General features: G+C 53.8%; 8 protein-coding genes. 1 reads left to right on the plus strand and 7 read right to left on the minus strand.

The window, feature by feature from the left end:
* Positions 1-65: 65 nt before the first annotated feature.
* The 5 genes from DX909_RS25460 to rbsK all read right to left on the minus strand — a co-directional run bounded on the left by DX909_RS25460 (position 66) and on the right by rbsK (position 6,851).
* Positions 66-944 (minus strand): hypothetical protein, encoded by an 879-nt coding sequence (locus tag DX909_RS25460; RefSeq protein ID WP_128548070.1) that lies wholly within the window; start codon positions 942-944, stop codon positions 66-68.
* 30 nt (positions 945-974) lie between these two features.
* Entirely contained in the window at positions 975-2,387 is a 1,413-nt protein-coding gene (locus DX909_RS25465; protein ID WP_128548071.1) for a site-specific integrase, read from the minus strand.
* 822 nt (positions 2,388-3,209) lie between these two features.
* Positions 3,210-4,220 (minus strand): GRP family sugar transporter, encoded by a 1,011-nt coding sequence (locus DX909_RS25470; protein ID WP_128548072.1) that lies wholly within the window; start codon positions 4,218-4,220, stop codon positions 3,210-3,212.
* Positions 4,221-4,233: 13 nt separating this feature from the next.
* Complete coding sequence (locus tag DX909_RS25475; RefSeq protein ID WP_128548073.1) at positions 4,234-5,847, minus strand: ADP-ribosylglycohydrolase family protein; 1,614 nt, start codon at positions 5,845-5,847, stop codon at positions 4,234-4,236.
* A gap of 23 nt (positions 5,848-5,870) precedes the next feature.
* Entirely contained in the window at positions 5,871-6,851 is a 981-nt protein-coding gene (gene rbsK, locus DX909_RS25480) for a ribokinase (protein WP_128548074.1), read from the minus strand.
* Positions 6,852-6,988: 137 nt separating this feature from the next.
* Here rbsK and DX909_RS25485 point away from each other — a divergent pair, with 137 nt between their 5' ends.
* A complete protein-coding gene (locus DX909_RS25485) occupies positions 6,989-8,560 on the plus strand; it encodes a hypothetical protein (protein WP_229311190.1) in 1,572 nt (523 codons plus the stop codon).
* 72 nt (positions 8,561-8,632) lie between these two features.
* Here DX909_RS25485 and DX909_RS25490 read toward each other — a convergent pair whose 3' ends face one another.
* A complete protein-coding gene (locus DX909_RS25490; protein WP_128548075.1) occupies positions 8,633-10,114 on the minus strand; it encodes a glycoside hydrolase family protein in 1,482 nt (493 codons plus the stop codon).
* Between the two features lie 1,309 nt (positions 10,115-11,423).
* The gene (locus tag DX909_RS25495) at positions 11,424-14,189 is read right to left on the minus strand and encodes an SBBP repeat-containing protein (protein ID WP_206513050.1); all 2,766 of its coding nucleotides are present in this window, start codon (positions 14,187-14,189) and stop codon (positions 11,424-11,426) included.
* Positions 14,190-14,285 lie beyond the last annotated feature (96 nt).

Here is a 14,285-nt window from a genome sequence, read left to right on the forward strand (position 1 = left end):
TTTGCATTGCGCCTATCAGTTGGATGACAGGGGCAAATATTACAGGACCGTAAAGCTCCAACCGGTTACAACCGGTTAGAAAAATCATCCTCTAGTTTCCTGATCTCCTCTTCTAATTTCCTGATCTCCTCTTCAGCCTGCAGCCAGTGCTGCTCTGGAAGATAGTCTAGGATCGTTTCTAAATCTTCAATTAAGTTTTCAACCTTCTTTTTAGAGTTCTTACAATACCGGAGCCGCTTACGAGCCGTACAAAAATCAACATATAAATTGTAGACCTTAGCACCACTGGTTACTCCCCATTGTAAGGCGTACGCCTTAGCGTCGCTGCCTGAGCGAATAGGTGGACCACCCTGAATACAATGGATCAGAATCCGTTGGCGGATGGAGAGTGGGTTGTTTTTTGGTGGCATTTTAGGGCCACCCCCGATCGCCATCCCGTAGCGTGCTTTCAAGGCCTCCAACTTGGGGTCCACGAAACGTTGAGCCGCATGCTTACTGAAGTACTTTCCAAGCATTTCCTTGAGCGTTAACCCATCCATCGATTGGAGCCACTCCTCAAACACCGGCTCCAGATGCAACTGCTCATTGGCTTCTGGGTGGCTCCGATTCCAAGTCGCCAGCTCTTTTTCCAGTTGCTCCTTTATCCAAAATATTTTACCCCTTAACTCCTGTTGGTGCTGGTGGAACCACCCCATAGCCCATACCTCCCACCGCAAACGGAGCTCCTCGGCCGTAGGCGAAGAGCTGAAAGGCGTGTTTGCTTCCCGAGTGATCTGAGATACATCCGGACACGGTAACACCTCTTCCCAAGTTTTAACCCCGAACAGGACCCGCCAACTCCCCTGAAGAAGACGTTGCTGGGCATCCTGCCAAAACCAGCCGAACGAGCCGGGCGATGGCTCGGCGGAAAGAGTGACACCAAGGCTTTCAATGGCAGCTTGCACATTGCTTATACGAGACCGAGCCATCAGGGATCAAAGGAGGTTTAAGTAAGCTTTGGCTTCCTCATCATCGAAGGAGCCTAAGTAGCTTTCCGTGGTTTTCAGATTGGTATGGCCTAAGGATTTGGAGATCATCGCCAAAGGGGCATGACCTTTGAGCAGGGTCGTGGCAAACGAGTGCCGGGCGGCATAGGTAGTCACCTCCTCTTCGATGCCCAACTGCCGGGCAATGCGACCCATCCACTGGTTGGTGACCTTGACCAGCTGATGAATGACCCGGCGTTGCCGCACGGGGTCCATCCAGGCTTCCACAAAGGGAAATACCCGCTGGTCGGCTCGTCGGTCCCTAGTGCCCCAGCGATCCAGAATAGCTAAGGTCTCGGGTCGGAGGTAGGCCACGATGGGGGTCTGGTTCTGTTTGCGGCTGCGACGGGTCTTCTGACGAACGAACGTCAGCTTCTTACTGGCCAGGTCGACCGAGTCCCAGGTCAATTGACACAGGTCGGTCAGGTTGGCCCCATTGCAGTAGTAGGAAAACAGCCACAGGTCATGGCTGCGCTGCTCCAGCGTGCCCGGTAAGGGCTGGTAATCCTTAATCCGATCGAGCGTCTGGCGCGAGAGAGCCTTCTTGACATTGGCTCCGGCGGGGATCACGTAGCCATGCCGGCCAAAGGGGTAAGCTTCCCGGGACATATGCCCCTGTTGGATGGCCTCATTGACGACGGCCCGGAGGTGTCGCAGATAAATACCCACGGTGGTTGAACTGGCTCCAGTCGGTGGTTTGCCCGGACTCTGGGGCGTCTTTCCCTTAACCAGCATCCACTGCTCATAGGCCGTCAGAAACTCAGGCGTCAGATGAGCGAATTGTAAGGTAGCCGGTGCAGACGCCGTCGCGGTCTTGCGGCGGGGCACCGGAATCTGTAGGAAATCCCATCGCTGCTGATCGGAGAAGGAGTCGACAAACCGGCGGAGCGACTTAGCGGCCAGCTCATAGTTGACGGCATTGCCGATGCGGCCCTCCTTGGACATGCTAGCGGACTTAGCCCAAAGAGCGGCCAGCACATCGGTTTTCTCTTCAGGGGTTTCTTTCAGCTTGCCATACTGAGTGATGGCCTGAGCGAAGGCTTCAAAGCTAAAAGCATTGCCCAACTGAGCCAACACCACCTGAGCTCGTTTCAGATAGCCGTCGTGCCGTTGGCCGGTAAAGGGCTCCTGGTATTGGTCTCCATACACCTTTTGCCAGAGATGGCGTCGTTCTTCATTCTTAACATGCCCTTTCAGCCCGCCCTTGTATTGCTGCAGAAACTCCCATTCTTCCAGAGATACTTTCAAACCGGTGGTGAACAGGCGTTGTTTGCGTTGGTAACAGACGGACCATTTGATGACACCGGTGCCTTCGCCGGAGGCCCGCCGATCCAAAAACAAGGAAACGGTAGCGAGAGTCATAGTGACCAAATAGAAAGAGAGGGCAGGAAAATGGGTTGACAACTTGCAATACAAATTGCAATACAAAAATAACAATTCAACGCAGAACATCAATAAACCAAAATAAATACTTAATTATAAGTTTCTGTAAAACAGCATAATAAATAAACCATAATAAATAAATATATAGAGAGTATAAGGTTTTCCACATGACTACGGATCAGAAGGTTTGGGGTTCGAATCCCTACGAGTCCGCAATGAAAATCAAGCAAAAAAGCCACCTTTAGAAAAGGTGGCTTTTTTGCTTGCATACATTTTTGCATACTTAATATGAGTTAACATTACTTTTAAGACAAAGGTTAAATTCTATTGATCTTATCGAAAAACAGGTTTCCTCCCACTTCTAGGCTTTGGAGGCCCCAACCATCGAAAGCGCAAATACTCGCCAACAGAAATTGAAGATATTAGATCATTAGTAGACAGCTTAACCCCTACCTTCCAAAAGCTATATCGGTAAGCTGTTAATAAGATCGCTGCCGTATCGCGCAGGGTGCCTGAAAAGGTAAAAAAGAGTCTCTGATTCCCTATCCGTAGAAGTGACCGTCGAGAAAACTCCAGAAGGTTCCATAAGGGATCTTAGACCCATTCCGACTACCAGGCCACTCATCAGAGCCTGGTTCGGACGGCCATCTTCAGGTAAATCAAAAATGATGTTCACTTTTCGACTACCCCTCATTGGGTGAGACTTCACTACCGGGCTGCCTTTTGAGCTGTACCGTGCGTATTTCAGAGCATCTCGTCCAAGTGAAAGTTAACTTGGTTTCCTAAGACGAGCCGGCCTTGTCAACGTGCCACGATGAGCAATCCTAACCCAACGACGTAGCAGAGGAGCATACAGGCCAGCAACGTACTCACGCCCTTGGATGCGGTACCAAACTCGCGCCAGACGAAGATGCCCCATAAGGCTGCGACCACTGTAGCGCCCTGACCCAGTCCATAGCTGATGGCGGGGCCGGCTTTATCAGAAGCCAGAATACTGAATGCCATACCCAGACACCAGATCATCCCACCGAGCACCCCCGTCAGGTGGTTACGTCGGCCGCCCCGGAAGTAATCAGCGTAGCTCACCGGCGTGCCTACAAACGGGCGGTACATCAGCAGTGTGTTAAACAGGAGATTACTGGCCAGAATGCCCAGTGCGAAGAATACCAGCGCGGTGTAGGGACTGAGCTTGCCCGGTTCGGGCTGGTCGAAGTTTGGGAACATTGCCTGCGCGACATAGCCGTAGAACAATCCCATCAAACCACCCGCTACCACGGATAAGAGGAGACCTTTCGCCGATACTCTGGCACCCGTCGTTTCGCCGGCCGCCGTGGCGGTGCGCCGGTATGCCACCGCATTAAGCAACATAGCCACCACAATCAGGGCCATGCCGCCGGCGAGTAGTCCGGCGCTGCCAACAGGCGCTTCGAGGTAGTTCACTACCACGCCGATCACCAGTGCCAGCCCAATACCTACCGGAAACGCCACTGACATCCCTGCAATGGCAATGGCCGCTACCAGCAATATATTGGCCGCGTTGAACAGCACCCCGCCCCAAATCGCCGAACCCAGGTTCGTTGGTTCGGCCTGTTGTAGGTCGATCCAAAACGAGCGGCCGCTTTCGCCGAAGTTTCCCAGGGTGAGCGCCAGTAGCAGGGCCAGTCCGACGATGCCCAGGACATAGTCCCAATAAAATAGCTCAAAACGCCAGTGTCCGGCCGAAAGCTTTTGGGTGTTAGCCCAGGAGCCCCAGCAGAGCATAGTAACCACGCAAAACAGCACGGCGGTGCCATAAGACTCGATGATAAACATGCTTCGGTTGGGGTTAGTAGCGGGCCAGAATGGGTTTATTGCCGAAAATGATCAGGCTTCTTAGGCGTACCGTGGCGTTCTTGTCGGGGTTGAGCAGCTTCAGCCGCAGGGTATGCTGACCGGGTGGCAGCTGGTACTTCCACGTCAGGTCGTAGCGACGACGGGTGAAACTGGCCGGTAAGTGGGCGGTCTCTACTTTCTTGTTATCTACATATACCTCCACCTGGGCGATGTAATCGCTTTCGTATTCGTATTGACCCGTCTGTACGTTTGGCCTGGCATCGCCACTAAGTAGGAAGCCAATCCCCTCGAAACGGGTGGCGTATTCGTTTGCCTGATTGGGTGCATTCAGATTGGTATTGATCGCTCGCTTTTCAATTGGAAAATGGCCCGTAAAGTTCTGCTCCAGTCGGACGGGGGTAGGCGTTTGCAGGGCAATCGTCACCTGATCGCCGGTCACCTGCCCGCCCTGGCGCCCGATCACCTGAAGAGCGTGCTTTAGGCCAAGGCGGTACACGTCATTGAGGGACAGGGTGGTGTACTTGAATTCAATGTCTTCGGCTTCTTTCAGGCCCATCTTCCAATAAGCGGGGATTTTATCGTAGCCAAGCATCACGCCTAGAATGCCGCCCGCCGAAGAAGGGTTACAGTCCGAATCCTGGCCGGCCCGAGTGCTGATCTGCATGGTTTTGGTGTAGTCGCCCTGCCCGTAGAGCAGCCCCAGCACGATGTAAGCCGAGTTGATTTTGGCGTCGATGTTGTAAGGAGCGAAGATGCCGTCGGAGCAACCCACATCGTCTGCCCATTTGCGCTGAATTTCCAGCCAGACCCGCTTCCAGTCGTTGGGGTACTGCTCATGCCAGTTGATTACGTCGGCAATGCATTGATGGAACGTACTTTGGACTGGAATCGCTTTCAACCCCTGGCGAACTACGTAGTTTACATCGTTGCTTACAAAGGCCAGCGCATACATAGCGCCTACGTACACCCCCCCGTACCAGCCGTCACCGGAGTTCATGATATGACCGATGGAGTCTCCCAGTTGGATGGCCGTATTGGGCATACCCGGCGCCATCAGTCCCGAGAAGTCCGCTTCAATCTGGAAGTCGATGTCGTCGGCGTGGGGATTATTCAGCCAATGGCCCGATTCAGGGGCCTTCATGCCATTAAGAATATTATAACGACCCACTTGATTGGCATGCCAGAGCATATACTCCGCTTTGGCAAAGGCATTCGCGTGCTCACTGACCGGCGCGTCGAGACCTTTTTTCTCGAACACATCGACAAACGTCAGATCCATGTAGAGGTCATCGTACAGGCCTACGTTTTCCAGCATTGTCTTTTTGATGTAGCCGTCATACCACGGAATAGGCTGGTAATCGTTCATCATGGTGCCGTTGAACTTGAATTCCGTGGGTCCGCCAAAGGTGCAACCAATGACCTGACCGGCCCAACCGCCTTTGATTTTGTCCTGTAACACCGCTTTGGTCATCGTGACGGCGGCACCCGGAACGGCGGCCTCCGGTACGCCGGCCGGCATTCCGACGACGAATGCTTTTTGGGTTGGCCTGGGGCCCCAGGCCAACAGGATCAATAAGGGAAGAAAGAGAAAAAAACGAAGTTTCATGGTCGAACAAATTTGGAAGGAAATCAGACAGTCAACAACGGCAACGAATCCACTTCGTGGCGGTAAGGAAGCGAGGCCTGGGCGCCCATCCGGGTGACGGCGATCGACGCGGCTTTGCAGGCAAATGCCACGGCTTCGGGCAAGCGGCGCCCCTCCGCCAGTGCAACGGCAAGGGCTCCGTTAAAGCAGTCACCGGCCGCCGTCGTGTCCACCGCCGTGACCAGCGGAGCGGCGACCAGCGTACCAGCCCCTGACGCGTTGGACACGTAGGCCCCCCGCGCGCCGAGCGTAATGACGACGTTGGGGACACCCGTCTGGTGCAACTTTTGGGCCGCCTGCCGGGCCGTGTTTTCGTCCGTGACGCGGATGCTCGTCAGCAGTTCGGCCTCCGTTTCGTTGGGCGTGATGGCATACAGGCAGGCCAGCACCGCCGGATCAAGAGGCTGAGCGGGGGCCGGGTTGAGCACCACGCGCATCCCGCGCTCGTGGCTCTGCCGGATGGCGTACTCGACGGTAGAGAGGGGCGTTTCCAGTTGCAGCAGCACCACGGTTTCTTCCGGATGGGTGAGGGAAGCCAGCGCCCCGGCCACCTGCTGCGCACCCAACCGGGCGTTGGCCCCCGAAGCCACCAGGATACAGTTTTCGCCCCGGCGGTCGACGCCAATCAGCGCCACGCCCGAGGGTTCGTCGGCGTCGGTTCTTATGTAGTCGCCCTTGATGCCTTCGCGCTCGAATTGCTGGAGCGCCTGCCGCCCAAAAACATCGTTCCCGACCGTGGCCACAAACAGGACCGATGTAGGGGCGACCAACGGGTTCGCCCCCGGCCGGGTCCCGGTCGACCCGACCGCTCCCAGCCGTGCCGCTGCCACGGCCTGGTTCGCGCCCTTGCCGCCGGGATTCATCAGAAACGTGCCGCCAATGACGGTTTCGCCGGGAGCAGGTAGTTTATCGGCCTTAATTACCATGTCGGTGTTGGAACTGCCGATGACACAAACAAAAGGCATAGGGGTCTGGAAGAGGTTGTTGAACAAACCTATGGAATATTTGCACCAAAAAAAGTCCTGTTTTTAAACCGCCAGCTATTCCTACCGACAACTTTGTCCCGTTATACAGGCTCTATTTTATCATTAAATGGTTTTCTTTGACAAATAATAGCTATTTCTACATGACTATCGAGGTGCTGCATCCCCTGGTCCATTCACTCACTAAGTCTGAAAAACGGTACTGCCGCCTGATGGCGGGACGGCAGGGAGGAGATAAACCGGACGCGGCCCGACCGAACGCGGCCCGACCGGACGCGGCCCGGAGCTTTGTGCGCTTGTTCGACTGCCTGCTCCGCCACGAAACGCCTGGCGAGGCCCTGACTGCCGACCTGGCCCGGCAGTTTCCCGGTGCCACGCTCGAAGCTGCCCGCAAATACTTGTACCGGGTGCTGATGCAGAGTTTGCGACAGTACGAAGGGGCCAAACGCCTTGAAGTGCGCATCGGTCAGTTGCTGCACGACAGTCAGATTCTCTACGAGCGGGGTCTGGTACAGTTCAGTCAGGATCAGTTGGAGAAAGCCCGAATGCTGGCGGAACAACAGGAACGAGGGCTGTATGTCGTTCTCGCTGCCCGGCAGCAGGTCGACCAGTGGGTACGATGGCAATTCGACGGAGTCGATGAACCAACGCTGGCCAATCAACATGCGCTCATTCGGACTCAGCTCGAAGGGACGCAGACGGCCTTGCACCACGCTGCCCTCTACGAAACGCTGCTGCTCCGCTACCGAACTCAGGGTATGATGACCAGTGCCGCCGACAAGCTGCGGCTCAACGACCTGCTACTGGAAGAATATCAACTGTTGAACCGCCAAAACCGGGTCGGACCGCACGGGCGACCCGGGCTTATGCGGTCGTTCGCCATGCAACAGCAGCATCTGCACTTTCAATCGGCCTACTTTCGCATGATTGGCGATGGGGAGGGTAGTCTGCGGGTGTACCGTGAGTTAGACGCTTTGTTTCAACAGAACCCAACCCTATGGGCCGAGCAGCCGCTCTACTATGTTCAACTACTGGAAGGAATTCTATCGGATTTGCGGCTATTGGAACAATACGCAGACATGCCGTTTTTTATCGACCGCCTGCGGCTCTTCGACACGCCCCTTCAGGGACTGAACCACGTGGTTCCGTACGTGGTCCTCTACCATTCGCTGCTGTCCTTGGTCGATCAGCGTGGTTATACGGATGCGGCTGACTTACTCAAAACATTCCTCCCCCAGGGTCCAGCCTTTGAGCGCGGCCTGGCTCATCTGGCCCTACCCGCCCGCACTGAATTTGAGTTATTGCTGATTCGACTTAGCGTTGGTCAGGGGCAGTTGTCGGTGGGGCTGCGTCGGCTGAACCGGGTATTGGCCCGCCCCGCCCGGTCGCTGCCCCGGCCTTTGTACACGCAGATTCGGCTGATGCACCTGTTGCTTCTGGCCCGGCTCGGCAACGCCGATTCCCTGACTTACGCCCTGCGCTCGGTGGAGCGGAAATTAAGCGCTACCGGTGGCGGATCGGAGGGTGAACAGCTGGTCATAGCCCTGCTTCGGCACTGGTTAGCAGGTAAGTCATCCGCTGAACTCCTGATTCACCTGGATACCTTTAATGGTTCCCCTGCCGATCACCAGTTACTGAGGAACCTGGACGTACGACCCTGGGCAGAAGCGATGACGGACGGTTCCCAGTAATTGGTACTTCAGCTGGTAGCGGATCGGCCAACAGGAAAGTTCAGGTAAGCTCCATCGAGTGGATGGCAGTAATTACTTCTCCGATCGAAACTTTACCTGCTCCGGTTTGCTGCCGCCGGATCGAAGCGGTATATCGTCTTCCGAGCTAATCAGTTTTCCGTTCACCCGCACGTTCTCGAACGTCACCCCGCTCGTTCGGTTGTTCACCAGGGAAGGCACCGGTACCCCAGCCACCGTTACGTCTTTAAACAGCAGGTTGGTCAAGCTTGATTCGGGGTTTTGCAGACCCAGTAAGGCGATTGGTTCCTCAAACCGAACCCCTTCGACGCGGTAGTTCCGGTGGGAAGCCCGGCCCTTCCTGTTCGGGCTGACCATACAGAATAAAGACCAGGGGGCGTACCATTCGCCCTTACTGATGTGGATCACGTCGGTATTTTTTACCACCACCTGATCGGTTCGCAGCGCCTGCCCGTTGAAGCCGATTCGGAAGACGTTCGCCAGCGTCGTCCACAGCACACAATTTTCGATGTGAATGTCCGTCACTGCCCCCTCGGTCTCTTTATTCACCGCCCACATATCCTGACTACTATTGGGGGTAAAAAAGGCAAAACAGTCGTCCATGGAACGGATAAAGCTGTTGATCACTTTGGTGCGTCCGCCCCCATACCAGTCGATGCCGTCGCCGTTGATGTTCTGTGGGTTCACCGCGATGACCTTGATGTTGTCGAACACCGCATCGTAGGTCGTATGGGTTTGCAGTGACCAGGTCCGGCTTCGCCCCACGAAGGTGATGCCCTGCACGAGAAGACCCTGTACGTTGTGGGTAGTGAGGGGGTGCCACCTCTTTTGGTGCTTCCAGCCATCGTCATGCGTTTCCGACTGCGGACCGTAGTACACCACCGTACCCCGCCCTACAATGCGCACATTCCGGGCATCCCACACGTTGATGCTGCCAAACAAAACGGCGCCTGCGTCCAAATACAGGGTCTGCCCGCTTTTCAGGTCAAGGTGCTGCTGATGAAGGCCCGGTTTCAGGTGAATGACATTGGGTGAGTTGAGATCAGGCCGGTGGGGATCGGGTCGGTTGGCGAACAAAAGGAGCGCGTCGTCTTTGAAGTGATGAGCCCCGGTTAGGCCTATTCCAGCCCTTTCGACCGAGTATTGGCCTGCTTCGGACAGTGAAAAGTCGACTGAAAGCCCGTTTACTTTGGTTTCAATGCCCTTGGACAGGGGTCGTACCAAAGCCGCGCCCCTCCAATAGCCCATCGAGTCTTCTTTCGCAATTTCTTTATTGGAGGTCTGCCCGGAATACGAACCGGAGTTGGAATTGGCCCTCACGCGCACGTCGGCCTTACCCGTAAAATCAAACGAAGCAAAATAGACGTTAAGCCCTGCGTGAAAGACGGGAACCGGCCGACCATTGACGGTTACTACATAATAATCCGATGCAAACTCCTCTGGTACGGGATGCGGGGTGAGTGTCTGCCCATAACTGTGGATGCCGGCCAGCAAAGTCAGGCAAAAAGCGAGGATTGGGGTCAGGTTTAAGTTCATTTTCCAGTGGGTTTATACGCTCTGCTTGCTTCCTCATGGTGTCACCTCCTGCGCCCGTCTTCGAGCCGCCGAGGAAGAATCCGGGCCCAAACCGAATCCCCGGCCTCGTCCAGGGGCCTGGGGCAAGGGGCTATTGTTTTGGGTCCTGAAGCTGATTCTTTAAAGGAAATGAAACCGACGGATCTCCTCAGGGTCAGCGAAATTAATGTTAGTGCGTTGCTAAAAAAGCCTGGCCAGTTAGTCGCGCTGGTGGTTCTGCAGGGGCTCCTGGGGGTTGTCGCTACCAGTAGTTAAACTCTTGGTTGAGATAGCGGTAGGAGTAACCCCTTAAGGGATGAAACAAGGTGAGGGACTGCCATAAAAAGGCCAGGTCAGTTGCAGACCTGGCTCCCTACTTTCTCGCAATAAGGGGCTATCGCATTCCCATAGGGAAGGGAAAGATACCCTAATGCTGCCCTAATTTCCTCGTGCTGCACTCTATTACCGTTACCACCTGCTCTGTAACGGCTTGGTGACGGCTCTGGTTTGGGTAACGAATCGGTGACGCCTACCGGCTGGCTTCTTCCAGCTCATACCACAACAGGCCCAGGTCTTGCAGAAATACCTCTACCAAGTTTAAGAATACAGGCTCAAAGTAGGCGACCTGGCGCCCTTTCTTTAGTTGATAGGTGGCTACGAACTTCCGTACTTTTTGCTGAAGGAGCCGGTAACCGGCCTCCAGCCGGCCCAATGTCGAGCGAGCGCTCGGCCCATAGGGCTTGGGGCTTTTTTGAGGGTGCCTTCAAGTCTCGTTAAACATTTCTGAAAAGTCGTTTCAATAAGTTAAAAAGAGAAAGAGAGTCTACGTATTTTAAACCAGTCCTTAGTTCTGGATGGCCAAGGAATCCATTTGGTCAGCTTTGCATTTCCCTGATGTGATTTATAGGTAGCGAGCCACACTTGCACTACCGCCCATTCGGACGTTCCAATCCGGAGCTATGGAAAACAATCGATGACCTGGCCAACGACCGAGTGGGATTTCTGAAGTTAAAACAACCCTGGAGCCGGCTCTGGGGGATCACCCATAAAAAATAGTAATGCTTAAATTAAAGCAAAAAGCAACCTAAGAAACAGACTGAATGAAAGTCGATCAGAGTTTCACTTTTAATTCTGCGGGAGATCGTCGATTCGTTGATGATTAGCCAGAACCTGCTCAAACTGCATTTGATGACGTTTTCGCCGGGTAAGATAATTGTTCACCAATATTTCCTGAAGAAGCGAAAGAGGCCGAAGTTATGGATAGGATCACCCAGATGGCATATCTACTTAATTAGTCTCTGCCCGCCAAAGTCTGCCTATATTTTACTGTTACAATCGTTAGACCATAACCGACAACACCATAACCCAAACCGGTGACATAGACTTGGTTGGCTCTATCTACTACCAAGGCCGAGGGCAGATAATTCCAATTTCCTGGTCCACTGAGCCGAATATCCCACTCTTTATCTCCGCTCGGGTTGTATTTGATGGTAATAAAGTCGAAAACAATGCGAGAAAAATCAAGCACACCTGTATCCGTCACATAAATATTGCCTTCTGCATCTAAGGCCAAGTGTTCTGTTGGACGCCCCCCCCCGCTTCCGTTTGTAGCGTAACCCACGACCCACTGTTGTGCCCCACGGGCGTTGTACTTGACCGTAGTTAGCCCCTGTACCAGGTCCTCGGGTCGCCTACTCCCCCCAATACTACTACCAGTCACATAGACATTGCCCCCGCGATCTACTCTTAACGCCTGAGCGTGATCATTCCTATCCCCAGGGCCATTATAGCGAGCCACCCATTGCCGTTCGCCACGGGCGTTGTACTTAATGGTGGCATAATCCGTGTCTATGGCACTAGAAGTACCCATACTACTACCGGTCACATAGACGTTTTCAAGCGGATCAATTACTAAGTCTGAGGGATAATCAGACTTATTTCCAGGTCCATTATAACGGGCTACCCATTGTCGTTCTCCGCGAGCATTGTACTTGATAGTGGCATAATCCGAATCCGTATCCCTTCCATCACTTGTACCCGTGACATAGACATTGCCAACGGGATCAACCCTTAAAGCGGAGGCATTATCTCGTTTATTACCGGTTCCATTATAGCGAGCCGCCCATTGCTGTCTGCCATGGGCGTTATACTTAAGGGTAGCATAATCCCAATTCTCACCCTCATTATGACTTGATCCGGTAACATACACATTGCCGGCTCGATCAATCCCAATAGCCGTGGCGTAATCCCGTTTATTACTAGGGCCATTATAGCGAGCCACCCATTGCCGTTCGCCATGGGCGTTATACTTGATAGTGGCATAATCCGATTCAATATCACTGCCATCACTTGTACCGGTGACATACACATTGCCGGCTCGATCTACCGCTATGGCCGTGGCCTCATCAAATCTATTCCCGGGTCCATTGTAGCGTCTTACCCACTGTAGTTCTCCTCCGGCATTGTATTTAATGGTCACATAGTCGCTATAAACATCAACACCCCGGCCAGTCCCCGTGACATACACGTTACCGATCGCATCCACGGCCATCGCACTGGCTTTATAGGACCCGTAAGAACCAGTGTAACGCACTACCCACTCTTGCTCTCCGAGCGAGGTATACTTAATCGTAACATAATCGTAATTCGTGCCCACGCCCCAACTTACCCCGGTGATGAGAAGATGGCCGGCCCCATCCACGGTGATCGCCATAGCCTCATCGTTACTATTGGCCGGACCATTGAAGCGGGCTATCCATTGTTGTTCTCCCCGGAAATTGTACTTGATGGTGATATAGTCGGTGGTGGTACCACTGATCAGGCTATAACCGGTGACATAGACATTGCCCCCGGCATCCACGGCTAAGGCAGTGGCTTCGTCATAACTCGTAGGTGCTTCTGCATATCTCACTAACCATAGTTGCTCTCCCCGGGCGTTATACTTGATGGTGACAAAATCCGTACCCACCATCCCGGTGCTAAACCCCGTGACATACACATTGCCGGCTTCATCTACAACCAAAGCTTTCACCTGATCCACTCGGGCACTCGCTCCGGAGTAACGAGCTATCCATTGCTGTTCTCCCCGGGCGTTATATTTGAGCGTAGCGTAATCGATGAAGGTGCCTCGTCCTTGACTGGCCCCGGTGACATAGACATTGCCCTCGGCATCCACCCTCAGGGCAACGGCCTGATCACTCCAGTTGGCCGGCCCATTGTAGCGAGCCACCCATTGCTGTTCGCCACGGGCGTTGTACTTGAGGGTAGCAAAGTCATTATTAGTGCTACTAAAACTTTGCCCGGTGACATAGACATTCCCCCGTCTATCAACAGCCAGCGCGTTGGCTTGATCATGCCAATGGTTGAATCCATGATACCGCGCCACCCACTGCTGTTCGCCCCGCGTGTTGTACGCAATGGTGGTGTAATCGAATCCGGTTCCACTCCCCCCACTGGCCCCGGTGACATAGACATTGCCCAGGCTATCAATAGCCAACGCTTTGGCCTGGTCAATCCCATTGGCGGGGCCATTATACCGCGCCACCCATTGTTGTTCGCCCCGGAAATTATACTTGATCGTCGCATAATCATCGTCTGAGTCACTTCCTTTGCTGTAGCCCGTTACAAAGACATTGCCGGCGTTATCGACGGCTAAGGATTGGGGCTGATCCATCCCATTGGCCGGTCCATTATAATGAGCTACCCAAAGCTGCTCTCCCCGCGAAGTGTACTTAACGGTGGTATAGTCGAACGCGTTCTCCGCAGGGCCGCTAGACCCGATGACGTAAACGTTTCCTTCGGCATCCGTAACCAGACTAATTGCTTTATCAATTATCAATTCGTTTCCCCGGTAATATTTTACCCATTCCTGGCTGACCTGAGCACTCCCGGTTAAAGGCCAACTCAACAATAGGGAGCCAATGACTGCCCTCCAACGGCATAAAAGGAAAGCATTTCTCGGGCTAAATTGATTTTTCCTCCGAGTGAACGTGGGGAGGGGCATCCAAGACCATTGCGTCCGAAGGAAAAGCGAAGAAAGATGAGGATAGCCTTTCATAGTATGAATAGTCATTGTTCCTATTAAACGCTCGCCTGCTAAGTTAAGAGAACATGACGTTTGGTGTGGTCCGGTTTGGACTTACGGTGACCTATT

Origin of the sequence: Larkinella soli (assembly GCF_003703975.1) — a bacterium.
Lineage (GTDB): Bacteria > Bacteroidota > Bacteroidia > Cytophagales > Spirosomataceae > Larkinella > Larkinella soli.

Excerpts from the sequence above, each read along its gene's own strand:
- DX909_RS25470 (WP_128548072.1), bottom strand. The coding sequence starts at position 4,220 with ATGTTTATCATCGAGTCTTATGGCACCGCCGTGCTGTTTTGCGTGGTT.
- DX909_RS25495 (WP_206513050.1), bottom strand. The coding sequence starts at position 14,189 with ATGAAAGGCTATCCTCATCTTTCTTCGCTTTTCCTTCGGACGCAATGG.
- DX909_RS25465 (WP_128548071.1), bottom strand. The coding sequence starts at position 2,387 with ATGACTCTCGCTACCGTTTCCTTGTTTTTGGATCGGCGGGCCTCCGGC.
- DX909_RS25475 (WP_128548073.1), bottom strand. The coding sequence starts at position 5,847 with ATGAAACTTCGTTTTTTTCTCTTTCTTCCCTTATTGATCCTGTTGGCC.
- rbsK (WP_128548074.1), bottom strand. The coding sequence starts at position 6,851 with ATGCCTTTTGTTTGTGTCATCGGCAGTTCCAACACCGACATGGTAATT.
- DX909_RS25490 (WP_128548075.1), bottom strand. The coding sequence starts at position 10,114 with ATGAACTTAAACCTGACCCCAATCCTCGCTTTTTGCCTGACTTTGCTG.